Origin of the sequence: Acetobacter malorum, assembly GCF_001580615.1 — a bacterium.
Classification (GTDB): domain Bacteria; phylum Pseudomonadota; class Alphaproteobacteria; order Acetobacterales; family Acetobacteraceae; genus Acetobacter; species Acetobacter malorum.
This window is the reverse complement of the sequence record NZ_LHZC01000030.1, coordinates 1-25723: the sequence shown is the minus strand read 5'-3', so window position 1 is coordinate 25723 and position 25723 is coordinate 1. Positions and strand designations below refer to the sequence as shown.

20 protein-coding genes are annotated in these 25723 nt (G+C 60.4%); 11 read left to right on the top strand and 9 right to left on the bottom strand.

Annotated features, from left to right (window positions below; translation table 11 throughout):
• Window positions 1-81: 81 nt before the first annotated feature.
• The 3 genes from AD930_RS01395 to AD930_RS01385 all read right to left on the bottom strand — a co-directional run bounded on the left by AD930_RS01395 (window position 82) and on the right by AD930_RS01385 (window position 4492).
• Complete coding sequence (locus AD930_RS01395) at window positions 82-2313, bottom strand: ATP-binding protein (RefSeq protein WP_043549237.1); 2232 nt, start codon at window positions 2311-2313, stop codon at window positions 82-84.
• 68 nt (window positions 2314-2381) lie between these two features.
• The gene (locus tag AD930_RS01390; RefSeq protein ID WP_061490908.1) at window positions 2382-3656 is read right to left on the bottom strand and encodes a multidrug effflux MFS transporter; all 1275 of its coding nucleotides are present in this window, start codon (window positions 3654-3656) and stop codon (window positions 2382-2384) included.
• A gap of 128 nt (window positions 3657-3784) precedes the next feature.
• Window positions 3785-4492, bottom strand: coding sequence for a TVP38/TMEM64 family protein (locus AD930_RS01385; protein WP_244150456.1), 708 nt, complete (start codon window positions 4490-4492; stop codon window positions 3785-3787).
• 119 nt (window positions 4493-4611) lie between these two features.
• Here AD930_RS01385 and AD930_RS01380 point away from each other — a divergent pair, with 119 nt between their 5' ends.
• From AD930_RS01380 to AD930_RS01330, 11 genes are all read left to right on the top strand, one after another.
• The gene (locus tag AD930_RS01380; RefSeq protein WP_156102402.1) at window positions 4612-5658 is read left to right on the top strand and encodes a COX15/CtaA family protein; all 1047 of its coding nucleotides are present in this window, start codon (window positions 4612-4614) and stop codon (window positions 5656-5658) included.
• Between the two features lie 275 nt (window positions 5659-5933).
• Window positions 5934-7523 (top strand): 2-isopropylmalate synthase, encoded by a 1590-nt coding sequence (locus tag AD930_RS01375; protein ID WP_061504839.1) that lies wholly within the window; start codon window positions 5934-5936, stop codon window positions 7521-7523.
• A 198-nt stretch (window positions 7524-7721) separates the two neighbouring features.
• Complete coding sequence (locus tag AD930_RS01370) at window positions 7722-8768, top strand: rod shape-determining protein (protein WP_043549245.1); 1047 nt, start codon at window positions 7722-7724, stop codon at window positions 8766-8768.
• Window positions 8769-8910: 142 nt separating this feature from the next.
• On the top strand, window positions 8911-9816 hold the full coding sequence (mreC, locus tag AD930_RS01365; protein ID WP_043549246.1) for a rod shape-determining protein MreC: 906 nt from the start codon (window positions 8911-8913) through the stop codon (window positions 9814-9816).
• 12 nt (window positions 9817-9828) lie between these two features.
• Window positions 9829-10395 carry a rod shape-determining protein MreD gene (locus AD930_RS01360; RefSeq protein WP_244150455.1) on the top strand — a complete coding sequence of 189 codons (567 nt, stop codon included), beginning with the start codon at window positions 9829-9831 and terminating at the stop codon, window positions 10393-10395.
• Window positions 10396-10414: 19 nt separating this feature from the next.
• Entirely contained in the window at window positions 10415-12364 is a 1950-nt protein-coding gene (mrdA, locus tag AD930_RS01355; protein WP_061504838.1) for a penicillin-binding protein 2, read from the top strand.
• 2 nt (window positions 12365-12366) lie between these two features.
• Window positions 12367-13524, top strand: a complete 1158-nt coding sequence (gene rodA / locus AD930_RS01350; protein ID WP_043549251.1) for a rod shape-determining protein RodA — start codon at window positions 12367-12369, stop codon at window positions 13522-13524.
• A 154-nt stretch (window positions 13525-13678) separates the two neighbouring features.
• Window positions 13679-15076, top strand: coding sequence for a sugar porter family MFS transporter (locus AD930_RS01345; RefSeq protein WP_043549252.1), 1398 nt, complete (start codon window positions 13679-13681; stop codon window positions 15074-15076).
• A 228-nt stretch (window positions 15077-15304) separates the two neighbouring features.
• Window positions 15305-16480 (top strand): efflux RND transporter periplasmic adaptor subunit, encoded by a 1176-nt coding sequence (locus tag AD930_RS01340; RefSeq protein WP_061504837.1) that lies wholly within the window; start codon window positions 15305-15307, stop codon window positions 16478-16480.
• Window positions 16481-16485: 5 nt separating this feature from the next.
• A complete protein-coding gene (locus AD930_RS01335) occupies window positions 16486-19641 on the top strand; it encodes an efflux RND transporter permease subunit (RefSeq protein WP_043549255.1) in 3156 nt (1051 codons plus the stop codon).
• A 4-nt stretch (window positions 19642-19645) separates the two neighbouring features.
• Window positions 19646-21181, top strand: a complete 1536-nt coding sequence (locus AD930_RS01330; RefSeq protein ID WP_061500619.1) for an efflux transporter outer membrane subunit — start codon at window positions 19646-19648, stop codon at window positions 21179-21181.
• 8 nt (window positions 21182-21189) lie between these two features.
• Here AD930_RS01330 and AD930_RS01325 read toward each other — a convergent pair whose 3' ends face one another.
• From AD930_RS01325 to AD930_RS01300, 6 genes are all read right to left on the bottom strand, one after another.
• Complete coding sequence (locus AD930_RS01325) at window positions 21190-21741, bottom strand: GNAT family N-acetyltransferase (RefSeq protein WP_082781601.1); 552 nt, start codon at window positions 21739-21741, stop codon at window positions 21190-21192.
• Window positions 21742-21896: 155 nt separating this feature from the next.
• Window positions 21897-23117: a tetratricopeptide repeat protein gene (locus AD930_RS01320; RefSeq protein ID WP_061504836.1), complete on the bottom strand. Its 1221-nt coding sequence runs from the start codon at window positions 23115-23117 to the stop codon at window positions 21897-21899.
• A gap of 4 nt (window positions 23118-23121) precedes the next feature.
• Entirely contained in the window at window positions 23122-23562 is a 441-nt protein-coding gene (locus AD930_RS01315; RefSeq protein WP_043549259.1) for an ExbD/TolR family protein, read from the bottom strand.
• Window positions 23563-23682: 120 nt separating this feature from the next.
• Entirely contained in the window at window positions 23683-24108 is a 426-nt protein-coding gene (locus AD930_RS01310) for an ExbD/TolR family protein (RefSeq protein WP_043549260.1), read from the bottom strand.
• Between the two features lie 2 nt (window positions 24109-24110).
• The gene (locus tag AD930_RS01305) at window positions 24111-25139 is read right to left on the bottom strand and encodes a MotA/TolQ/ExbB proton channel family protein (RefSeq protein WP_081894044.1); all 1029 of its coding nucleotides are present in this window, start codon (window positions 25137-25139) and stop codon (window positions 24111-24113) included.
• Between the two features lie 89 nt (window positions 25140-25228).
• A partial coding sequence (locus AD930_RS01300; protein ID WP_061504835.1) for an energy transducer TonB occupies window positions 25229-25723 on the bottom strand: 495 nt, incomplete at its 5' end.

The window sequence follows — 25723 nt, the reverse complement described above, 5'->3', positions numbered from 1 at the left end:
GCCCGTGGTGTCCTTTCCGATGGTTTTGCGGCACACGCTCTAGCCCGCCCCTCCCCCTTCCGCAAGAGAGAAGGATGGGAGTCAGGCTCTCGCCCGCGCGCTCAGAGCCGCTGTGACGGCCTCCATCAGGCCATCTCTGCGGAAAGGCTTGGGCAGTAGACGCGCTCCGGCCAGCGCACCGGGCGGCGGGGGGCTGTCTACCGTGAGTTCACCAGACATATAGACCACTGCCAGCCCGGCATCCCGCCCGGCCAGCACGCGGGAAAGTGTTACGCCATCCAGCGGGCCGGGGAGCTGAATATCCGTCACCAGCAGATCAATCCGCCCTTTGGCGGCAGCAGCCACGTCAAACGCCTGCTCACCGTCCCCGGCTTCCAGCACCCGGTGCCCGGCCATACCCAGAATGGTGACGACAATATCTCGAATGGCGGCATCATCTTCCACCACCAGAACCTGCATCTGTCGCTCCTGCACCGGGGCTGCCGGTGCGCATTTGGGCAGCACAACCTCCTTCACATCCGTCACGGCGCGAGGAAGCCACAGGGAGACCTCCGTACCGCAGGATGCGCCGGTTGCCACCACGACGCGCCCGCGCGCCTGCTGAGAAAAGGCCAAAACCATGGCCATCCCCAGCCCCGTGCCCGCGCCCTCACTCTTGGTGGTAAAGAAGGGTTCAAACAGATGCGACAAAACCTCTTTTGTCATGCCACTGCCGCTATCAATCACATCCAGCCGCACCCAGTCTCCGGCGGTCAGCGGCGTGGGGTCTGACACCACACGCATTGTGCGGCCTTCCTCCACCGGAAGGCTCATCAAATCGGCATTGACGGGGAAGGTGACATTCCGCGCCACAATGCGCAGACGCCCGCCTGTCGGCATCGCATCCCGCGCATTGATGGCCAGATTCAGCACAGCACTTTCAAGCTGGGCCGGGTCTGCCCGCACGGACCACACGCCCGAAACATCCCCACATTCCACCACAATACGGGAACCGATAATCCGCCCCAGCAACCCGCTCAAAAAAGAGAACAGATCGGACAGGGACAAAGAATCCGGCGTGGTGCTCTGCCGCCGCATGAAGGAGAGCAACTGGCCCGTCAGCGCCTCGGACCGCCGCCCGGCATGGGTGGCGGCGGAAAGATATTCCTGCCGCTGCTCCACATGGTCCGGCTGGTCATGATCCGCCGCCAGTTCCAGATTACCCAGAATTACGGTGAGCAGATTTTTGAAGTCATGCGCAATGCCCGCAGTCAGCTGGCCAAGAGCACGGAGTTTCTGGGCTTCACCCAGAGCGCGCTCACTGCGCAGACGGAGGGTGATGTCGGCGGCTGTCAGCACAAAGCCCCGGCGTTCGGCGGCCCCATCCGGCGCAAAGAACAGGGTGCGGCACAATTCCAGATCCGCGCCATTAATCCCGTTACATTCCACCATGACCGGCGGCGCAGATTCACCGCGCAGCAGGCTGGCTTCAATATGCTCAAACGGCTCCAGCAGGGGCACGCCCCCCACCACAAGAACGGCACTAAGCTCTTCATAAGAAAGGCCGAGCTTCAGGAAATCCTTTTCCAGCCCCAGCACAGTGCCCAGCTGCTCGTTCCAGTGCCAAAGGCGGCCATCCGCGCCAAACACCGCAACCCCCAGACTCAGGCTGTCCAGCGTGGCGCGCAGACGTAACGCCAGATCACGCGAGGACGCTTCTGCCCGCGCTGCGGCCAGAGAAGACCGATCCAGAACCCAGCCTGCGGAAATCAGGCTGAGCACACCGGTCAGAATACCAAGAAGTCCCAGACGCCGCTGCCAGCTGGTATTACGCAGCATATTAGCCACGCGATCAGCCTGATCCAGCGTGCTGACGCGGCTGAGAACGGAGAGATTATCATCAAGAGTGGCCAGAACCTGTTCACCACCCTCCGGCATGGCTCCGCCGGCGGTCTTCCATGCGGCCACCTGCGTCAGGCCATTATCGACCGCACTCAGAGGTTCTGAGCGCTCACTGCCTTGACGCTTCTGAATGGCTTTGAAACCGGCAAAATCCTGCCGGGCCGCGCCGAGCTGGGCAATGGCGCGTTCATAACAGGTCTGGTCCCGCTCCTGCCCCTTGGCCAGCCAGGCGTAATGGCAGATCCGGGCCTCACTAGTCGCATGGTGCAGGTTGCGCAGGTAACTGCCCGCAGCAGTGCTCCGGCGATCCAGATCACCATGGCGGGCCATTTCATTGCCAAGCTCAATGCCCATCGTCCCGAACGTGACAATAAGCAGACCGGCACCAATCAGTGCCAGAATATGGGCCCGTCTTGCGGGATGCCGTGCCATGCCGTCCTAGCTCCGTTTCACGTTGCCTGCGGCGTCAGGGCACAGCGCCCGTATTTGCCTCAGTCGCTCTAGTGGCCGCTGGTGCTGCGCAACCCTCCGGGCCGGAGTGCACACATGGCCAGCATCATTAATGTACCAAAAAACATACAGCCCGCCATAGGCAGAGCCGACGTTGTGGGGAACATCCCCAGCACGGCCCCGGCCAGCGCGCCCAGCACATACTGCATGGTGCCCGCCAGTGCAGCCGCTGCCCCCGCCAGACTGGGGTGGTCCGCCAGCGCGCCCATCATGCCATTGGGGAAAATAAAGCCCGTCGGCGCGAGGGTGAGCACCATTGTGGCAATAAGGAACCACACTTCGTAATGTTTGCGCCATTCCGCACTCGCATACCAATCCCCCCACAGACTGACAGCCACCACCAGCGCGCCCCCCAGCACGGCCACAAGCACCGCCATAACCAGCAATCTGGCCGAGTCGATCCGCCCCACCAGCACCCCGTTCAGCTGGGATGCGCCGATCATGAACACGGAAAAAATGCCAAACAGCATGGAGAAGCGGAACGGCGTGAACCCAAAAATCTTGATGAAGACGAAGGACGCAGCCGTCAGATAGCTGAACTGCATGAAGGTGGAAAAACCCGTGATCAGTGCATGGGAGCTGAAAGACCGGTCCCGCAGCAGGGTAAGATAGCGGGTGACCAGTGTCATGGGGGACAGGGAGACACGCCTCTGGTACGGCAGCGTTTCCGGCAAGACCCATACGACCAGCAGCACGCACAGCAGCCCATACACCGCAGACGCCCAGAAGATGATGCGCCATGAGGTGACGGCCACCACCATCCCGCCCAGCATGGGAGCCAGAATGGGCACAACGCCCATGACCATCACCAGCTGAGACAGCATTTTAGCCCCGGCATTCCGGTCCGGCACAATATCGCGCACGCAGGCCGTGGGAATAACCAGACTGGCAGACGCCCCAATGGACGCCACAAACCGGGCAATGGAAAAGGTGATGATATCCGGCGCAAAAGCGCAGACTGCGGAGGCCAGACCGTAAATCAGATTGCCCGCCAGCATGGGCCAGCGCCGCCCGTAACGATCCGCCAGCGGCCCCATGGTAATCTGCCCGATGGCCAGCCCGACAAACCAGATAGACAGCGTCATCTGCACATTGCCCGCCGTGGTGTGCAGAGACTGCTCCATAGCGGGGAAGGCTGGCAGATAAATATCCGTGGAAATGGGGCCAACGGCGGTCAGAAACCCCAGCAGGAGGGGGAGCCAGCCCGGCACCCCGTTAGGGAAAATGGCAGAAACAGGCTCTCGTGAGACGGTGGCAGATGCCATCGTGGCGCTCCGGAAAGAAAAAGAGGGGCAAAAAAGAACTGAACAGGACATCGGCCTGACAGGACAGAGGCAAAAACGAAGAACAGAAATGCAGCATCTTTGTGATGCCGCTCCCGGGAGGCTGGCTCCTAGGTATCTGGCTGGTCGGCCCGGTCTGTATCCTGCTGCACTATGCGGCCCACCTGCGCCCGGCGCAGCAGCCACACACCGAGCACGCCCGAGGCAACAAACAGGCCCCCGCCAAGCACAAACTGCCACACAGCGTCAACCCGCACCCCGGCTCCCAGCAGCACCGCCACCACATTCTGCGGCAGGCCGCCCAGCACGGTGGCGGCGGCAAACGGCACCACGCCAATACCTGAAACGCCCCCCAGCAGGTTCAGCAACAAGGCAGACCCCACCGGCAGCAGACGGAGTGTGAGAATACTCAGAAAAGGCTGGCGGCTCAGCATGGCATCCAGCCGGGCAAAACGCGCCCCAAGCCGGGCCTGCGCCCAATGCCTGCCGCCCCAGCGCGCCCAGAAAAAGCCAGCCACACATCCGGCTGTCGACGCAACAGTAATCAGCACCGTGCCCTCAAGGGCACCATAAGCAAGCCCGGCGGCAAATCCCGCCACCTGCCGGGGCAGGCCAAACGCACACCAGACGGATGCCCCGGCCAGAAACACAATGCGCCCCCATGCGCCATCGCGCAGCAGGGCTGTACTTTCCAGCACATGCCGCAGGCCCGGCACCGCGCGCAGCAACACGGCCCCCGCGACCAGAAAGGCCAGCATCAGAGCAGGACGCAAAAACCGGAAAACAGGCCGCGCGGCGGAGGGAGGTATCTGTTCCATCCTGCCGGCTGGTACCATCTTCTTGCCGCCAGCCGCAAGCAGGGTTTAAACCCTGTTATATCCAGACACAACACAGGCCAAAGGGTGCCATGTCCTCCTCTCCTCCGCGCTATGCCGATATGGCCCCCAACCACCGCCGCCTGATTTCCAACTGGCTGTTCCTGCTGTGCTTCATGCTGCTGGGCATGATTGCCATTGGCGGGGTAACGCGCCTGACCGGCTCCGGCCTGTCCATTATGGACTGGCAGCCTGTCAGCGGGTTTATCCCTCCACTGTCTCACGCAGAGTGGGAGCGGCTGTTCGCGCTGTATCAGACTATCCCGCAATATCACCTTCAGCATGAAGGCTTCGGGCTGGAAGGCTTCCAGAGGATTTTCTGGGCCGAGTGGATTCACCGCTTCTGGGGCCGCCTGATGGGCCTTGTGCTGCTGCTGCCGCTCATCTGGTTCACCATCCGGGGCATGATCACCCGTGCGCTGGCGCTGCGCCTGTTTGTGTTTTTTGTTCTGGGCGCCATGCAGGGGGCCATTGGCTGGTTCATGGTCGCGTCCGGCTTCCGACCGGACAGCACGGCGGTGGAACCGGTGCGTCTGGTGCTGCATCTGAGCGCCGCTCTCGCCCTGTATCTCGCCATTCTGTGGACGGCTCTTTCCATCCGCTGGCCCACCCCGCAGGTGGTCACACCCTCTGCCGAGGGCACCCGCACCAAGCGGCTGGTCTGGCTGGCACTCTGCCTGATCTGCATCACCATTGTGGCCGGCGGCTTTACCGCAGGCACGCATGCGGGCTTTGTTTACAACACCTTCCCGCTGATGGATGGCCACCTGATCCCGGCTGAATACGCCCGTCTTTCCCCGTTCTGGATGAATCTGGTGGACAACAAGGCCGCCATTCAGTTTGACCACCGCCTGCTGGCCACCCTGACGGCCCTGAGCATTGGCGCGGTTCTGCTGTTCGGCCTGCGCAGCGCCACCCTTGGCAGCAAAGCCCATAACGCCATTATGCTGCTGGGCTGGGCGGTGCTGGTCCAGTATGCGCTGGGTGTGACTACGCTGCTGCTGGTTGTGCCGGTCTGGGCCGGGGCTGTGCATCAGACCTTCGCTGCCATTCTGCTGGGCGTCATGCTCTACACCCTGCATTGCCTGCGCGGTCAGCGCGCAAACTAGAGTTGCTTTTACAAAATCCGTCTGTATGGTGCCCGCCATGAATTCCGTCTGGTTCACGTCCGAGTCTCTGCTGTGCCGCAAAGCGGCGCAGGCGGGCGGCGTGGCCACACGTCTGGACCTTCTTCTTCGACTAATCTGCCCCTGAGCGATCTGGGCGGCCTTGTGCTGTCGCGCTTAGGGGGAAGACGAACGAGCCTTTGTATCCATAGCGGATACCGGCGTGCCTGACCCGCATGCCAGAAACCAGACAAGACCGATTTCAAGGACAGTTTCCGATGTCAGCCAGCTCCACCATTATCAATCATCCCTCCTTTGGCCGCCTGCCTGCCGACCGTGTCATCATTTTTGACACCACGCTGCGCGATGGCGAGCAGTCCCCCGGTTTCTCCATGAATCTGGCGGAAAAGCTGCGCATGGCGGAAGCCCTCGCAGCACTGGGCGTGGATGTGATTGAGGCCGGCTTCCCCGTCGCCTCCAAAGGGGACTTCGAATCCGTCAACCAGATTGCGCAGCACACCAAAGGCTCCGTAATCTGCGCACTGGCCCGCTCCGGTGGTGCGAAAGACATTGCTGCCGCGGGTGAGGCTCTGGCCCCGGCGGAGCGCAAGCGGATTCACAACTTCATCTCCACCTCCCCGCTGCACATGAAATATAAGCTGCGGATGGAGCCGGAGACGGTTCTGGATCTGATCACCACCGGCAACACCGCCGCCCGTAACCTGACGAACGATGTGGAATGGTCCGCAGAGGATGGCTCCCGCACGGAGCCGGACTTCCTGTGCCGCTGTGTGGAAGCCGCCATTAAGGCCGGTGCCACTACCATCAACATCCCCGACACCGTGGGCTACGCCACGCCGGAAGACATGGAACGTATTTTCTCCATGCTGGTGGAGCGCGTGCCGGGAGCGGATCAGGTCATTTTCTCCGCCCATAACCATAATGACCTCGGGCTGGGTGTGGCCAATACGCTGGCTTCCGTGCGCGGCGGGGCACGGCAGATTGAATGCACCATCAACGGCATTGGCGAACGGGCAGGTAACGCTGCGCTGGAAGAAATCGTCATGGCTATCCGCACGCGGCATGACCAGTATCCCTTCACCACCGGCATCCATTCGGAAAGCCTGCTGAAGGTCTCCCGCATGCTCGCCACCATCACCAGCTTTGACGTGCAGCCCAACAAGGCCATTGTGGGCCGTAACGCCTTTGCGCATGAAAGCGGCATCCATCAGGACGGCGTGCTGAAAAACGCTGCAACCTATGAAATCATGACGCCGGAAAGCGTGGGCTGGTCCCGCTCATCCCTGATTATGGGCAAACATTCCGGCCGCGCGGCCTTCCGCGACAAGCTGAAAGCGCTGGGCTATGGCGATCTGGATGATGCCAAGCTGAATGACGCCTTTGCCCGCTTCAAGGATCTGGCCGACAAGAAAAAGGCCGTTTACGATGAAGATATCGTGGCACTGGTGGACGACGAAGTGCGCGACAACGAGCATATCCGCTTTGGCGCACTCAGCCTGACCTCCTGCTCCGGCAAACCCTCCAACGTCACCCTGTCCCTCCAGGTGGACGGCAAGACGATTGAAGCCGAAGCAACCGGCAACGGCCCGGTGGATGCCGCCTTCAACGCCCTGCGCATTGCCTTCCCGCATGAAGCCCGTCTGGCGCTGTTCTCCGTCGGTGCGGTGACGGAAGGGACGGACGCGCAGGCCCGCACCACCGTGCGTCTGGAAGAAAACGGCAAACTGGTGGATGGTCAGGGTGCGGATGCCGATACGGTGGTGTCTGCCGTGCGCGCTTACGTGCATGCGCTGAACAAACTCCTGGTCAAACGAGACCGTGCAGAACCCGAAGAACTGACTGCTTAAAAACGATTAACCAGCCCGGTTCTGTTATACCAGACCGGGTTGGTATAATTTTAGGCAGTTTATTGCCTCAGGGTCTTGTCTGGGTGGTTGCGGCCCGGTAATCCCTGCCCCCATATAGAAGCTGATTATCTTAGAGTGTGGTTGTTTGCGCGCCTGCGTTCAGGCGCGTGCATTACCCTCTCAAGCCAGGAGTGCTGGATGTTCTCTCGTTTGCTCGGTCTCATGTCCGCCGACATGGCTATCGACCTGGGTACCGCCAATACCCTCGTCTATGTCAAAGGACGCGGCATTGTGCTCAATGAGCCGTCTGTGGTGGCCATTGCCGAGGTGCGGGGCAAGAAGCAGCTGCTGGCCGTGGGGGATGAGGCCAAACTGATGGTTGGCCGGACTCCGGGCAACATCACCGCCATCCGCCCGATGCGGGATGGCGTGATTGCCGATTTTGATGTCGCGGAAGAAATGATCAAGCATTTCATCCGTAAGGTCCATAATCGCCGCGCCTTTACCAGCCCGCAGATTATTGTGTGCGTGCCCTCCGGCTCCACCGCTGTTGAGCGCCGCGCCATTCAGGAAAGTGCGGAGAGTGCCGGTGCGCGCCGCGTCTTCCTGATTGAAGAACCGATGGCTGCCGCTATTGGTGCCGGTCTGCCGGTTACGGAACCGTCCGGCAGCATGATTGTTGATATTGGTGGCGGCACCACGGAAGTGGCCGTTATTTCTCTGGGCGGCATTGTCTATGCCCGCTCCGTGCGTGTGGGTGGGGACAAGATGGATGAAGCCATCATCTCCTACATCCGCCGCACTCATAATTTGCTGATTGGCGAAAGCTCCGCCGAGCGCATCAAGATCAATCTCGGCTCCGCCATGATGCCGGATGACCCGGAAGACCCCGGCCCGTGGCTGGATGTGAAGGGCCGTGACCTCATTAACGGCGTCCCGCGTGAGGTTCAGGTCTCTCAGGCCCAGATTGCAGAGAGCCTTCTTGAGCCCGTCAGCCAGATTGTGGATGCCGTCACCACGGCGCTGGAAAACACCCCGCCGGAACTGGCGGCGGACATTGTGGACAAAGGCATTGTGCTGACCGGCGGCGGTGCGCTGCTGCATCGCCTGAGCGAAGTGCTGCGTCTGGCCACCGGCCTGCCCGTTACCGTTGGGGAAGACCCGCTGTCCTGCGTAGCGCTGGGCACGGGGCGCGCGCTGGAAGAAATGAAGCGCCTGCGCAACGTCCTGACAACCATGTATTGATTGTCATGTTTTTCTTCTAAAACGCGGGACAAAACGTCAGCCCGGCTGATGGAAAGGATGCATGCCACTCCATGTGGAGAACACGCAGACACGCCCTGAACGCACACACAGGGGCTGACCGCCTGAAAGCTGTGGAGGCCGTATGATTCCCGTCTCCATCCAGATGCGTCAGGCATTGGGCAAGCTGGTGCTGCCCCTGCTGGTTCTGTTGTCCATTGGCATCATCATTGCCGGTCAGGCAGACCGCAAACTGGCTGACCAGGCCCGCATGACGGTCGCTGATGGTCTGGCCCCTTTGTGGGGGCTGATGACCTCCGCGCAGCACCGCGTGCAGGCCATCAACACCAATCTGCGTGAGGCCGGACGCATGGCGTCCGAAAATGCGCGGCTTCAGACAGAAAATGAAAATCTGCGCCGCTGGTATGATGTCGCCGTTTCCCTGACGCGGGAAAACGATTCGCTAAAAACTGCCCTGCACTGGATCCCGGAACCCACACCCGCCTTTGTCACGGGCCGTGTGGTGGCGGATAGCGGCGGCATTTACGCCCGCGCCGTCCTGCTTGTGGCCGGCACGGACAGCGGCGTGCATGTGGGCAATGTGGCGCTGGCCGCCAATGGTCTGGCAGGCCGTGTGACGGAAACCGGCGCACGCTCAGCCCGCATCCTGCTGATTACCGATATTGCCAGCCGCCTGCCCGTCATGCTGGACGCCAGCCATGCTACCGCCATCATGGGCGGGGATAATACGCCTCTCCCCCGGCTGATGTATTACGCTCAGGATACCCGGCCCATTGAAGGTGAACGAGTCGTGACGAGTGATCAGGCTGGCGCTTTTCCCGCAGGACTCCCCATTGGCACGGTGCATTATCTGCACCCCGGCCAGCCGGTGGTGGTGCCGTTTGCGCAGCTTGACCATTTGAGCCTGCTGCGGGTGTTTGATTTTGGTCAGGCGTTGATAGACCCGCCCGATGCCCCCGGCCATGTGCCTCTGGCCCACCCGCGCAAAACACTGACCCTGCCCCTCAAAACCCTGCTTGGTCAGGGCTGAGGGCAGACGCGGATGATGCCAGATCCTTCCATGAGCGCGTGGGAGCCGGAAATCCGGCCCCGCCAGACCGTGTGGCAACGCCTCGACCACGGGGCGCGCCGCCTGCTGCCCTCTATCTTTATCGCGCTCATCATTATCTTTTTCTCAGCGCCACTGAACATTCCGGGCGCTGCGGAACTGCTGCCCGCCATTGTTATCGCCACGGTTTTTTTCTGGTCGTTCTGGCGGCCCACCGGCATGTCCGGGGTGGCAGTGTTTCTGCTTGGCCTGTTCATGGATCTGGTCGGCTTCACGCCGCTCGGGGTCAGTGCGTTTATCCTGCTGCTGGTGCACGGCGTGGCGTTTTATGCCCGCTTTGGCCTGATGCGCCTGAACTTTCTGCTGGTCTGGGGCGTGTTTGCGCTCGTGGCCGTAGGGGCCTGCCTGTTGCAGTGGGGGTTGGCCTGCCTGTTCCGGCTTGCTGTGCTGGACATCGCCCCGGCTTTGTTCGAGGCTCTTCTGACAATCGGTGTCTATCCTCCGCTTTCGGCCCTGTTCTCATGGGTTCTGAATAAGCTGGACGAAAAGGAAGACCCCTGATGCTGTCGGGAGGCATGTCATGCGGCTGAGGCGTCGCAGGCGGGAAAGCAGCCGCCTGATGCCCATCAAGAACCAGAAGGACCCCGGCCGCGGTGTTTTTACGCGTCGGGCTTTGCTGTTCATGGCCCTACAGGCAGGCGCGCTGGGGGAACTGGCGCACAAGCTCTACCAGCTTCAGATCAAGGATGGGGACCGCTACGCCCGCATGGCGGCCAGCAACCGCGTAAGCAAACGCTATCTGGCCCCGCCGCGTGGCCGGATTGTAGACCGCTACGGCGTAGCTCTGGCCAACAACAAGGAAAACTGGCGCGCCCTGCTGATGCCGGAAGAAACCACCGATGTCAGCGGCACCATTGAGCGGTTTTCCACCATCATTCCGCTGGATGACCGGGACCGCGCGCGGATTGCACGCGAAATGCGCCACCAGCGCCGGTTTATCCCCGTTATGCTGCGTGACTTCCTCTCCTGGGAGGAAATGGCGCGGATTGAACTCAACGCCCCCTCCCTCCCCGGTGTGCTGATTGATGTCGGCACCCGGCGCGTCTACCCGGAAGGAGAGCTGCTGGCGCATCTGATCGGTTATGTCGCACCGCCGAACGAGCGGGACGTGGCCCGTTCCGCCCTGCTGGCCCTGCCCGGCATGCGCGTGGGCCGTGCGGGTGTGGAGCAGAGTCAGGACGAAAAGCTGCGCGGCACCGCTGGCTCCGTGGAAATGGAAGTCAATTCCGTGGGCCGCGTCATGTCCGAGCTCAACCGGGTGGAAGGCGTGCCCGGTGCGGAAATTGGCCTGACCATTGACCGGGGCCTGCAACAAAAGGTTCTGAGCCGCATTGGCGAGCAGACAGCCTCTGCCGTGGTCATGGACTGCCGCAACGGGGAAGTGCTGGCCATGGTCAGTACTCCCTCGTTTGACCCCTCATTGTTTGATAGTGGCGTCAGCCACGCCCAGTGGATTGAGTGGACCAATAACGAGCGCACGCCGCTGATCAACAAGGCTGTGGCGGGCGTGTATCCCCCCGGCTCAACCTTCAAACCCGCCGTCGCCATGGCCGGGCTGCAATCCGGCCTGTTCTCCCCGACTGACCGCGTCTTCTGCCCCGGCCATCTGGACGTGGGCGGCACGCGCTTCCACTGCTGGTCCCGCTGGGGGCATGGCTCCGTGGACCTGCATCTCGCGCTCAAATATTCCTGTGACGTCTATTTTTATGAAATGGCCCGCCGGGTTGGCATGGACCGTATTGCCGAAACAGCCCACCAGTTCGGATTAGGCACGGCGCTGGATATTGAACTCCCGCATACCCGCACCGGGCTGATCCCCACCCCCACATGGCGGCAGGCACACCACCACCACTGGAACGGGGGTGATACTATCGTCAGCGGTATTGGGCAGGGGTTTGTGCAGGTCACACCGCTGCAACTGGCCACCTATACCTCCCGCCTTGCCACAGGCCGCGCCGTGCAGCCGCATCTTGTGCGCGCCATGAATGGGGATCTGGGTCCGGAAGCCACGCCGGATCACTGGCCCGAACTCGGCATGCCCGACAAATATCTGGCAGCCCTGCGCTCGGGGATGTTTGCCGTGGTGAACGAGCAGCACGGCACAGCCCCCAAGGCGCGTCTGGGGCTGCCCGGCATCACCATGGCGGGCAAGACCGGCTCGGCACAGGTGCGCCGCGTCTCCCGTGCGTTGCGTGAGAGCGGGCACTTCAACTCCGCCAATCTGCCGTGGGAATATCGCCCCCATGCGCTGTTCATCTGCTTCGCGCCGTATGACGCACCGCGTTATGCGGTGTCAGTAGTCATTGAACATGGCAATACCGGCGCTGATGCTGCGGCCCCGCTGGCGCGCGATATCATGACCGACACCCTGCTGCGGGACCCGGTGAACCACCTCACCCCGCCCCCGGAAAGTGTGGCGAACGCTGAGACACCGGACGCCGATACGCCCCCAGCGGACACGCCGGAATAACCATGAAATTCCACAAACGCCTCCTGCGCGCCGAGCCAAGCTTCCGCCTGCTCTCCAAACTCTGGAGCATTAGCTGGCTGTATGTGCTGCTCATCTGCACGCTGGCAGGTGTTGGCTATGTCACGCTCTATTCCGCAGGCGGTGGCACACCCTATCCGTTTGCAGCCCCACAGGCCGCCCGGTTTGCGGTGGGGCTGGTGCTTATGATTACCGTGGCCATGCTGCCACCCAAAATGCTGGTGCGAATTGCGGGACCACTTTATGTGCTCTCCATCATCCTGCTGGTGGCCGTGCTGCACATGGGGCATGTGGGCAAAGGCGCAGAACGCTGGCTGATGATTGGCGGCCTGCAGGTTCAGCCCTCCGAATACGCCAAGGTGGCGCTGGTGCTCGCACTGGCCGCCTGGTTCCATCGCATCAGCTACGCCCGGATGGGCAATCCTCTCTGGCTCATCCCTCCGGCCTTCCTTGTGCTGCTGCCGGTTGTGCTGGTGCTCAAGGAGCCCAATCTGGGCACCGCCGTGATTATCGGCGGGATCGGCGCATCCATGTTTTTTGCTGCTGGCATGCGGTTGTGGCTGATTACCCTGCTCGTGCTGCCAGTGCCGTATCTGGCCAAATTTGCCTATGCCCATCTGCATGACTATCAGCGCGCCCGCATTACCACCTTCCTCAACCCGGAAAGTGACCCGCTGGGAGCTGGCTACAACATCATCCAGTCCAAGATCGCGCTTGGATCTGGCGGTATGTGGGGGCAGGGCTATCTGCACGGCTCACAGGGGCAACTGAACTTTCTGCCGGAAAAACAGACCGACTTCATCTTCACCATGATTGCGGAAGAATGGGGCTATGTGGGCGCTGTCACCGTCATCGGCCTGCTGTTGCTGCTGATTCTGGGCGGCATGCTGATGGCCATCCGGAGCCGCAACCGCTTCGGGCGACTGGTGGCTCTGGGCATCAGCATGAATTTCTTTCTGTATTGTCTGGTCAATCTGTCCATGGTGATGGGCGCCATTCCGGTGGGGGGCGTGCCCCTGCCTCTGGTGTCCTATGGCGGCTCGGCCATGCTGAACGTCATGCTCGGGTTTGGCCTGCTGCTCTCAACCTGGGTACATCGGGATTCCCGCTTTGGAGAGAGTGAAAATCAGGATCAGGCCTGATTCCGTTTAACGAAAGATATATTTATCCGGCATTTTGTGGCATTACCGAGAACATCCTGAAGCTGGGGAGCCTATAAAGGATGAACCGGCCCGGTCACGACAAGCACAAATGCGCCAATAATAATAATCTTCTTAACGGAAACCCTTAACCCCCATGCAAAACCAGCCTTCAGTCGAGACAGAGAGCGACTCATCCTCTCAACTCCGCACCATTATTATTGGTATTCTTGCTGCAACTGGCGGCCTTATGTCTGGTCTGGACATTGGCGTTATTTCCGGCGCACTGGATTTTGTTGCGGAGGCTTTCCATGCCTCCACCTTTGCGCAGGAATGGATTGTCAGCGCCATGATGGCGGGTGCTGCCATCGGGGCCATTCTGGCCGGCTGGCTGGCACGGCTGGGCGGGCGCAAATGGGCACTCGTCATCGGTGGCGTCATCTTCATCATCGGGTCTGTCGCCTGTGCGCTGTCCTGGTCTGTTGCCAGCATGATCGTCGGCCGGGCCCTGATGGGGCTGGCCATCGGGATCGCCGCCTTTACCTCTCCGCTCTACCTGTCCGAAATTGCGAGTGAAAACACCCGCGGGGCGATGATTTCCACTTATCAGTTGATGATTACGGTGGGCATTTTCCTCGCCTTCATCAGCGATACGCTGTTCAGCTACCACGGCCAGTGGCGCTGGATGTTTGGCGTCATTGCCATCCCCGGCGTGCTGTTTGTCATCGGGGTACTGTTCCTCCCCTACAGCCCGCGCTGGCTGATGATGAAGGGCCGCCGGCAGGAAGCGCTGGCTGTGCTGACAGACCTCCGCCCCACCGCGCATGAAGCCCGTGCCGAAATCCGCGCCATTGATGAGCAACTCAAGCAGCGGCAGGGTGGCCTGGGACTGCTCTGGCAGAACGCCAATTTTCGGCGCTCCATCCTGCTGGGCATGCTGCTGCAGGCCATGCAGCAGTTCGCTGGCATCAATGTGGTGATGTATTACGCGCCCAAAATCTTCGCGCTGGCCGGGTTTGTTGGCACCGCGCAGATGTGGTGCACGGCCATTATCGGTTTTGTGAATGTGCTGGCCACGGTGGCTGCCATCGGGCTGGTGGATCGCTGGGGCCGCAAACCCATTCTTTACGCTGGCTTTACCACCATGACCGTCGCCATGGGCGCGCTCGCCCTGCTCAACGCAAATGGGCTGGACAGCCAGACGGCCAAGCTGCTGTGCGTCTTCCTCATCATGATCTTTATTGCCGCCCACGCCATGTCCGCCGGGCCGTTGATGTGGGTGCTGTGTTCGGAAATTCAGCCAATTAAAGGCCGGGATCTGGGCATTACCCTGTCCACCCTGACCAACTGGATCTCCAATATGATTGTCGGCGTCTCGTTCCTCAGCCTCCTGAACGGGTTGGGCGCACCGCTAACGTTTGGCCTGATTGCTGCGCTCAACGCCGTCTTCTTCGTGTTTACCCGTCTGCTTGTGCCCGAAACGAGGGGTGTCTCGCTTGAAGTGATCGAGCAAAACCTCATGGCTGGCAAAAAACTGCGCGATATTGGCCGCTGACGCTTTTCAGATGGCTTGACTAGCCCGCTAACGCCTTTTAGCTTACGCCTGAAACGGTAACACTTAGTACTGTTTCAGGCTTCCATATTTTGTTTTTTGATACGCGTCATCCTTCTGCACGCCCTGAGTCCCGTCCTTGAGTAAGGTACATCAGGCGCATCGGAACCGGTGTTCGCGTCCTTTTTCGTTTTTCTTTGTTTTCCAAAGGCAGGATCCGCCAGAGTGACAATGCATCCCCTCCCGTTCCGCCCGGTCCTGCTCTCTGCTGTCGCTTTGCTGGCGCTGTCCGGCTGTAACCGCAAAGCTGCAACCCCCGCCATGCCGCCGCAGCAGGTCGGGGTCATCACGCTCCACGCGCAGTCGGTCAATGTGCATACAATCCTGCCGGGCCGCACAGATGCTTATGAAATTGCACAGGTCCGCCCGCAGGTAACCGGCGTTATTCAGAAGCGCCTGTTTACTGAAGGCGCGGACGTGCAGGCCGGCCAGCAGCTTTATCAGATTGATCCCTCCCGCTATCAGGCCGCGTATGACACCGCCCGTGGTCAACTGGCTCAGGCCGAGGCAGGGGAAGTTACCGCCCGCGCCAAACTCCAGCGCTATAAGTCCCTGCTGCAGGCGCACGCCGTCAGCCATCAGGATTATGACGACGCCCTCGCCGCCGAAAAAGAAGCACAGGGCCAGATTCTGACCGCCAAAGGGCAGGTTGAAAACGCTCAGGTGGATCTGGGCTATACGCGCATGAATTCGCCCATCACGGGCCGCATCAGTCGCAGCATCATCACCGTAGGTGCGCTCGTTACAGCCAACCAGACGGACAATACGGCCGTCGTCACGCGGCTGGACCCCATTTATGTGGACGTAAATCTGCCCGCCATCACCCTGCTGCGCCTCAAGCGTGAAATGGCAGAAGGTCGCATTACGCGTCAGGCCAACGGTGAGGTGCCCGTCACCCTCACGCTGGAAGACGGCACCACTTATGAACATACGGGCCGCATGGCGCTTTCTGAAGTGAACGTGGATACGTCCACGGCCTCCGTCGTGGTGCGTGCCCTCATGCCCAACCCGGACAAGCTGCTGCTGCCGGGTATGTATGTGCATGCCCAGCTTGATGAAGGTGCGGACCCCAACGGGCTGCTCGTGCCGCAGCAGGCCGTCAGCCGCAATACGCACGGGGACCCGCAGGTCTGGGTGGTCAAAGCGGATGATACGGTGGAACTGCGCCAGATCCAGATCGGTCAGGCCGTGGGCACAGACTGGCTGGCAACAGGCGGTCTGAAAGCCGGTGAACGCATCGTCACCGTTGGTCTGCAAAAAATCAAACCCGGTGCAAAGGTCAAACCCACGGAAGACGCAGCCGCGCAGGCAGCATCCGACGCCTCCAGCCAGAACAAAGGGCAGTAACCCGGATGTCTCTTTCGCGTTTCTTTATTGACCGCCCCATTTTTGCGTGGGTGATCAGCCTGATCATCATGCTGGTGGGTGGTCTGTCCATTTTCCGGCTGCCCATCTCGCAGTATCCGAGCATTGCTCCGCCGCAGATCGCCATTTCCGTGACGTATCCCGGTGCCTCTGCGGATACGGTGAACGATACGGTCGTGCGCCCCATCCTCCAGCAGATGTTCGGGCTGGACCATCTGGAATATATTTCTGCCCAGTCCTACGCCTCGGGCATGATGGAGATCGACCTCACCTTCGCGCAGGGGACCAACCCCGATATTGCGCAGGTGCAGGTGCAGAACAAGCTGCAGTTGGCCCAGCCCAAGTTGCCGCCGGAAGTGACGGCTCAGGGCCTGAGCATCACCAAGGCCGTGAAGAACTTCATGATGGTTCTGGCCTTTATCTCCACCGATGGCAGCATGACCGGCAGTGATATTGCCGATTACGTTGCCTCCAGCATTTCCGACCCGCTCAGCCGCGTGTCCGGCGTGGGGGATCACACTCTCTTCGGGTCCGAATACGCCATGCGCATCTGGATGGACCCCGGCAAGCTGTACAGCTACGGCCTGACCATCAAGGACGTTCAGACCGCCATCCAGACCCAGAACATTCAGGTGTCCTCGGGTGAACTGGGCGGCCTGCCTGCCAAAAAGGCCATCCGTCTGGATGCCACCATCATCGGCCCGACGCGTCTGACCTCACCCGAAGAATTCCAGAAGATTCTGCTCAAGGTGCAGCCGGATGGGTCTCAGGTCCGCATCAGCGATATCGCCAAGGTGGAGCTGGGCCCGCAGACCTATAATACCAACTCATTCTACAACAACCTGCCTGCCTCCGGCATGGCGCTGAAGCTCGCGCCCGGCGCCAACCAGATGCAGACGGAAGCGGCTATCCGCGCCGAAATCACCCAGCTTGAAAAGTTCTTCCCGCCGGGGCTGAAAACCGTCTACCCGCTGGATACCGAGCCGTTCATCGTTCTCTCTATTGAGGAAGTCGTCAAAACCCTGCTGGAAGCCATCGCGCTCGTCTTTGTGGTGATGCTCATCTTCCTGCAAAACTTCCGGGCCACCCTTATCCCGACCATCGCCGTGCCGGTCGTGCTGCTCGGCACGTTCGGGGTGCTCAATATTCTGGGTTACTCCATTAACACGCTGACCATGCTGGCCATGATTCTGGCCGTGGGGCTGCTGGTGGATGATGCCATTGTGGTGGTGGAAAACGTCGAACGTGTGATGACGGAGAAGAAGCTTTCACCCGTGGATGCCGCCCGCGTCTCCATGGATGAAATTTCCGGCGCACTGGTCGGCATCGTACTGGTACTGACCGCCGTCTTCCTGCCCATGGCCGCCTTCTCCGGCTCCACGGGCGTGATTTATCGCCAGTTCTCCGTCACTATTGTTGCGGCCATGTGGCTGTCTGTTCTGGTGGCGATGGTGCTGACCCCAGCCCTGTGCGCCACTATGCTCAAGCCGGGCGGGCACGAGAAAACAACCGGCCCCGCTGGCTGGTTCAACCGCCAGTTCAACCGCCTGACCAATGGCTATCTGCGCGGTGTGCAGTTCCTTATCGGCCGGACCGTGCTTTCCATGCTCGGGTTTGTTGTCATCACAGCTCTGGCCGTGTTCCTGTTCATGCGCCTGCCCGGTGGCTTCCTGCCCGATGAAGATCAGGGGCTGATTTTCGGGCAGATCACCATGCCGCCCAACACGCCGATGGCGGAAACAGAGGCCGTTAACCACGAGGTTGCCGACTATATTCTCAAGTCCGAAGGCTCTCTGGTTGAATCTGTCTATGCCATTAACGGCTTCAACTTTGCCGGGCAGGGCCAGAATTCCGGCGCGTTCTTCATCCGTCTGAAAGACTGGGAAGACCGCCCTCTGGCCTCCCAGACATCGTCCGCCATTGCCGGACGAATCATGAAGCATTTCTGGTTCAGCCCCAAAGCCCAGATTTTTGCCATCAACCCGCCAGCCGTGCTGGAACTGGGTAACGCCACCGGCTTTGACCTTGAGCTGGAAGACCGCGGTCACCTCGGCCACCAGAAGCTGCTGGAAGCCCGGAACATGGTGCTGGGTCTGGCCTCTAAAGACCCGCGCCTGATGGCCGTGCGCCCCAACGGCATGGAAGATGCCTCCCAGTACCATCTGGATATCGACCGGGAAAAAGCCAACGCGCTTGGCATCACCATCGATGACATCAACACCACCATTCAGGGGGCGCTGGGGTCCATCTATGTGAACCAGTTCACCCGGAATGACCGTGTAAAGCAGGTCTATATTCAGGGCGTGCCGGAAGCCCGTATGCTGCCGAGCGATCTGGACAAATGGTACATCCGCAACGCCCTGCAGACCCTCACCCCGCTGAACGCTTTTGCAACAGGACACTGGGAAGTCGGCCCGCAGAAAGTGGAAAACTATAACGGCCTGAATGCCTTTGAAATTCTGGGCCAGCCTGCACCGGGTTACAGCTCGGGCGACTCCATCGACGCCATTAAAAGCGTTCTGGCCAAGCTCCCGGCTGGTGTTGGCTATGAATGGACCGGCCTGTCCTTCGAACAGGTTGCCTCCGGCTCCTCCACCGGCCCGCTCTATGCGCTGGCGCTGGTTGTCATCCTGCTCTGTCTGGCAGCTCTGTATGAAAGCTGGGCCATCCCGCTGGCGGTGATGCTGGTCATTCCGCTGGGCGTTCTGGGGGCCATTGCCGCAACGCTGTGGCGCAACCTTGATAACGACGTCTACTTTCAGGTGGGGCTGCTGACCACGGTCGGTCTGGCCGTGAAAAACGCCATTCTGATTGTGGAATTCGCCAAAATGGCCTTTGAACGCGGCGAGTCCCTGAGTGACGCGGTGCTGACGGCCGCCCGCGAACGTCTCCGCCCTATTCTGATGACCTCGATTGCGCTGGTCGTCGGCGTGTTCCCACTGGCCATTGCGACAGGTGCGGGCAGCGCCTCCCGCGTGGCCATTGGCACGGCAGTGGTGGGTGGTATGGCCACGGCCACCTTGCTGGCGGTCTATTTTGTGCCGGTTTTCTTTGTGGTGGTGCTGCGTCTGTTCAAGGTCAGACGCATCAGCGAACGTCAGGAAACCCCGTCTTCTGCCCCGTCAGTTCCCGGAAACGAGTAAGCGCATGTCGTCACACGTCCCCTCACACTCCTCGCGCCGCTTCCGTGCTCTGAGCCTGACTCTGGCTGCCGGCCTGCTGTCCGGCTGCACCATGATTCCCAAATACACGCGGCCCACACCGCCGCTGGCCACCACGTATCCCGCGTATCAGGCCACCGGGAATCTGCGTCTGGCACAGGCAGCTTCTGACATTGGCTGGGAAGATTTCTTTACCGACCCCCGGCTGAAAGCCCTGATCACCATCGCCCTGCGTGAAAACCGGGATCTGCGGATCTCCGCAGCCAATATTGCGCAGGCACAGGGGCAGTATGATGTGCAGCATGCTGGCCTCTTCCCCACCATTTCCGCAACGGGCGGTCCGATGTATCAGGCTCCGGCCAGTGCATCGGGCCTCACCTTTGCTCCGGGTCTGGAGCAGAACAGGAGCGATGAACCCTTTGGTGGGGGCCGCGTCTTTAAATACTACCAGGGCGGAATCGGCTTTTCTTCGTACGAAATTGATCTGTTTGGCCGTATCCGCAGCCTGACGCAGGAATCCGCCCAAAAAGCACTGGCTCAGGAAGCCTCCCTGCGCAGCATGGTCATCAGCATCATCTCACAGGTCGCCACCGCGTATGTCACGTGGTTAGGGGATCGGGATACGCTGGCGCTGGCAGACACGACGCTGGCCAACCAGCAGGACACCCTGAACCTCACCCGCACAAAATATGACCACGGGGAAGAAAACCTGCTCACCGTCCGTCAGGCGGAAACGCAGGTGCAGCAAAGTGCAGCACTCCGTGCCGACTCCCGCCGGAAAGTGGAGCAGGATGAAAACCTGATTGCCCTGCTGATTGGCGCGCCCATCCCAACGGATCTGCCGCAGCCCCGCTCTTTAGGGCAGCAGACTCTTCTGGCAGATCTGCCCGCAGGCTTGCCTTCAGACCTGCTGGAACGGCGGCCGGACATTGTTTCTGCCGAGCACAACCTGCTGGCGGCGCAGGCCGATATCGGCGCGGCCCGTGCGGCCTTTTTCCCACGCCTGACGCTGACAGCAACAGACGGCGTTTCCAGCCTTCAGTTCCACAAACTGTTCACGGCAGCGGCCACGACGTGGGGGCTTAATCCGTCCCTGCAAATCCCGCTCTGGACGTGGGGCATGAACAGCGGGAACCTGAAAGCCTCCAAAGCCGCGCGTGACGTGCAGATTGCCACGTATGAAAAGACGGTGCAGAGCGCCTTCCGTGAAGTGGCGGACGCACTGGCCGCGCGTGAAGCCTATCTGGACGAGAACAAGCAAGCGGATGATCTGGTGGTCTCCTCTGCTGATGCATTCCGTCTGGCAAAAATGCGCTTCAACGCGGGGTCGGATTCCTATCTGACCACACTGGAATCACAGCGCTCTTACCTGCAGGCCCAGCAGATGCAGATTATGGTGGCTGTCTCCAAATACCAGAATCTGATCACCATCTATCGCGCTCTGGGTGGCGGCTGGAAACAGCATACGCAGGCCTCCGCCCAGCAGCCCACCAGTGTTGTGCGCCAGACTAACGCTGGCTGACAAAACCCTTAAAGGCCGCGTTGCATTGCGCAACGCGTGCCGGGCGGGAAGCCGCAGGTTTCTTCTTCCTCAAGAATAGCCCGCAGGTCACTGCCCAACGCAGCCTCCTCCAGATAGTCAAAACCCATTTTATGGTAAAAGGGTGCGTTCCAGGGGATGTCCCGGCAGGTGGTGAGCGTAACCCGCTTAAGCCCAGTCTGCTGCGCCGCCTGAAATGCCGCCGCTAGCAGGGCTTTCCCCACCCCACGCCCCTGAGCCTGCGCCTCTACCGATATTTCCAGAATATGAAGCCGGTCCTGCACGCGTTCGGCAGTCAGAAACCCCACAGGGCGTTCCTGCTCCGCCACAGCGACCCAGCACGCCCCTGCTTCCAGACTTTCCAGATGCGTGTCGATGGGGAGGCACGCCCCCTCAGCAATCCATGCCAGAGAGGGGATTGTTCGGAAGCTTTGTGCTGCGGAACGCTCAATCTCGGGCAGCAAAACCACGTCCTCATACCGCGCCAGACGCACGGAAACACGGGCAGGATTTTCATTGGGAGACGCAATGGAAGAACACATGCCCCCGCTGTGCCACCCGCAAACCGGCTCCCACAAGAGAAATCTTCTGGCAAAGATCCCGCACAGCCTACCGCAGACCTGTGAAACGCTGCGGGCAATAAAAAAGGCCGTCTGAAGAGACGGCCTTTTCCATACCCGGAGAGGGTTAACTGCTTTTATTTGGCAGCAGAGAGTTTCAGCACCCAAAGCTGAGCAATGTCCTGCGCGCCGCCGCCACCTTCAACAGTTTTGAACGTGGCAATGGCATCTGCCTTTTTACCGGCTGCCAGCTGAGCCAGACCGTAGTGGAGACGGGCCACATTCATGTCCGTCACACCTTTGGTCATTGCCTGCTGCATCAGGTCCAGACCTTTATCAGCCTGCCCGAAGGTGACGTAATTGTAGCCAACCGTCAGCAGGTCATCGCCGGTCTTCTGCTTGAGCGCTGCCGCTTCATCAGTCGCGATGGAGGCTTTTTTGTCGGCAACGGATTTCTCAACCATGGCTTTCAGGCGTGCCTGACGCGGGGCTTCTGCCCCCTGCCCCAGCACATTGGCCTGATAACCCTGATTCATCAGGTCCAGCGCCAGCTGCGGCATGCCGGACTGCATGGCGATTTCCGTCATCTCCATAAAGTCACGTGCCTGAGACACGTTCCCCGCAGCCAGACGGATACGATAAACGTCCAGCTGGAGTGACGTCGGAATCTTGGGGTTCACAATGAGTTCGTGCAGCAGCAGCGCCCAGTATTCCTGTTTGGGATAATAGGTGGCCAGCAGCACATACGCATGCGTGGTTGTGGCGGAATCCTTCATGGCGGTCGCACTGGCGCCCAGCATCTGCAGCTGAGATTCTGCCGGCGTTTTCTTCGCCTTGATTTCCTGATCGATCTGCTGCTTCAGCACCCGAACGGAATTCGGATAATCTTTCTGAAGGTAGTAGGACTGCGCCAGAAGCGTATCCATTGTGGGATTGGACCCAACTTCCTTCTGGTAGCGCTCAATGGCTTTAACCGCGCGCGGGTAGTCCTTTGCGGTGTAGGCCATTGTTGCTTCAGACATCAGCATCTGGTGCTTGGTGTCTTTAGGCGTGCGCGGAGAAGCAATCAGCTTGTCATAAGCCTGTGTTGCCACATCCAGATTGCCGCCCTGTGTCGCCACAGCGGCGCGCATCTGGGTGATGGTGTAAGACTCGTAGTCACTCTTGCCCTTTACCGCGTCAGCGGCATTCACCGCGGCCATGGCCTTGGTGTAGTCGTGAGCGGACAGAGCGGATTGTGCCTGCTGCAGCGCCTTGCCAACATCCGCCCCCAGCACATCCTCAGCGTGAGCTGCGGGGTAAGAGAGAGCGAATGCAGCGCTTGCGAACAGCGCGACGCGTAAAAGACGAGATGACATCAGATCACTGACCTTCTGCGAATTGTTCCTGCCCGACGATACCAAGCTTGGTCACGCCAAGTCGCTGGGCGTCTGCCATAACATGCACCACAGTTTTGTAATCGGCCAGACGGTTTGGCTGCAGGTGCACTTCCGGCTGCTGGTCTTCCGGCCCAGTGGCGGCTTCACGCAGGCGGGCCTGCAGATCATCCTCACTGGTAATCGGCTGACCGTTCCAGGTAATGCTGTTGTCAAAATCGACAGCCAGCGTCACCACGGGGGATTCAACCGTGGAAGGCGGGGGGTTGCCCTGCGGAAGGTCAATGGAAACGGCCTGGGTCTGCAACGGAATTGTGATGATAAGCATGATCAGCAGAACCAGCATCACGTCGATCAACGGCGTGGTGTTGATATCGACAATGCCTTCGTCTTCCGTCGTGCTTTCCGATCCGACATTCATGCCCATGGGGTGTCACTCTCTCAAACTCTGGTTCCACGGCACGGTCCAAACCAGGCCGGACGCGGGATAGTGGACTGAAGCCCGCCTGCCCTCCCGAGGGAGAGAAGGCGGAACCTCCCTGCTCGGTCAGTTGGTTTTTGGCCGCTCGGTAATAAAGTCGATATGATAGATACCAGCTTCCTGGCAGGCCTCGACCAGCTTGCCGACAGATTCATAGCGGCTCTTTACATCGCCACGGATCTGAATCTGCGGCTGCGGTTTCTGGACCGCCGCCTTTTCAAGCCGATCCAGAAGATCGGCCCGGCCCTTGAGCGGCGTTTCGTCCCAGTATGCCTGTCCGTTTTCCGCCACTGCAAGCACGACGTTAGACATCTTTGTCTGTGTCGGCTGGTTCATATCCTTCGGCAAAGTTACCTTGACCGTGTGGGTTGCAACCGGAATTGTGATCAGAAAGATGATCAGCAACACCAGCATGACATCAACGAGGGGAGTTGTGTTGATCGCCGATACGACGTCGTCTTCGCCCCCGCTGTCTCCGACAGACATACCCATGATTAACCTACCCGGTTAGAGACAGTTGAGGTGGTGGGGGAGTTGTCGGCACGGACAACGATGCTTTCTGCACCGGCACCATGACGCAGACCACCAATCAGGATGGACTGAAGATCAGCCGCGAAGTCACGCACGCGGTCCATAGCCCCTTTGTTACGACGCACCAGCAGGTTGTAACCCAGCACGGCCGGAACAGCGGTCGCCAGACCGATAGCCGTCATGATCAGGGATTCACCAACCGGACCAGCAACTTTGTCGATGGACGCCTGGCCGGCAATGCCGATGGCGGTCAGGGCGTGATAAATACCCCAGACGGTGCCGAACAGACCAACGAACGGAGACGTGGAACCCACGGTGCCCAGGAAGGCCAGACCAGACTGAAGGCTGTTCTGGATGTTGTTCACCGAACGCTGAATGGACAGAGACGTCCAGCTGTTCAGGTCGATGGATTCCTGCATCGTGCCTTCATGGTGTTCAGCAGCAACAATGCCGGTGTCAGCAATGTAGCGGAACGGAGAGGTCGACTTCAGGGCAGCAGCGCCTTCCTGAATGGTGCTCTTCGTCCAGAACTGTTTGGTGGCTTCTTTCGCTGCAGCGAACAGACGAGCCTGTTCGATGAACTTGGTGATCATGATGAACCAGGTGCCCAGGGACATGACCAGCATGATCATCAGCACGCCACGTGCGATGATGTCACCGTTGGACCACAGAGCGCCAAGACCGTACGGGTTGGCTTCTTCTTTAGTGGCCGGAGCAGCGGCTGCCGGAGCAGGCGCATCAGCTGCCGGGGCAGCCGGAGCGGAAGCGTCAGGCGTCGGGGCGGCAGGAGCAGCCGTATCAGTCGGAGCCGGAGCGGCGGCATCGGGAGCAGGAGCGGCAGGCGCTGCGGTGGAATCCGTAGCAGCAGGCGCTGATGCAGCAGGAGCAGATGCATCCTGAGCCAGAGCCAGAACCGGTGTCGCCGTGCCCAGCATGACCGCGAGGGCCGGAACCGCGAGACCCGACACTGGAAGACGAGACAGTCTGATCATGTACCTAAAAATCCTTATCTTTGTCGGCCTGGTGGCGGAAGCGTCCCGCCACCAGACAGTTTTCTGCAGAGTTCGGCTAAACGCCGGGATCAGTCATCCAGTCTGAACCTGATCACATACACCTTGTGAAGCTCCTTGACGGGCGCACCGTTCTTCATAGCCGGGCGATACCGGGCCTTGTGAACGTAATCCAGAGCAGCCTGCGCGAAGGATTGTCCCCCCTGCACGGACTGAACAGAACAATTGCTCGTCATCCCCGTTGTCTCCACATCACATGCAACAGTCACACGGCCTTCAATATTGTCTTCCTCCATATCAGGCGGATAGACGGGCCGGGCGTTGTTCAGCGGCGATGTACCAGCCGAAGTATCCGGCGAGTTGGACGGTGCCGCAGTGGATGCCGGTTCGCTTGACACGGGCGGTGCCGGAGCCGTTGTCGTCTGCGGGGGCGTCGCCTGTTTGGGCGGCGTCCGGGCCACATGCTTGATCGGCGGCTTCGGCGGCGGCGGCAGCTGTATCTTCGGCGGAGGAATATACGGCGGCGGCGGAACCGTCATGACCGGCGGCGGGGGCGGCGGCGGCGG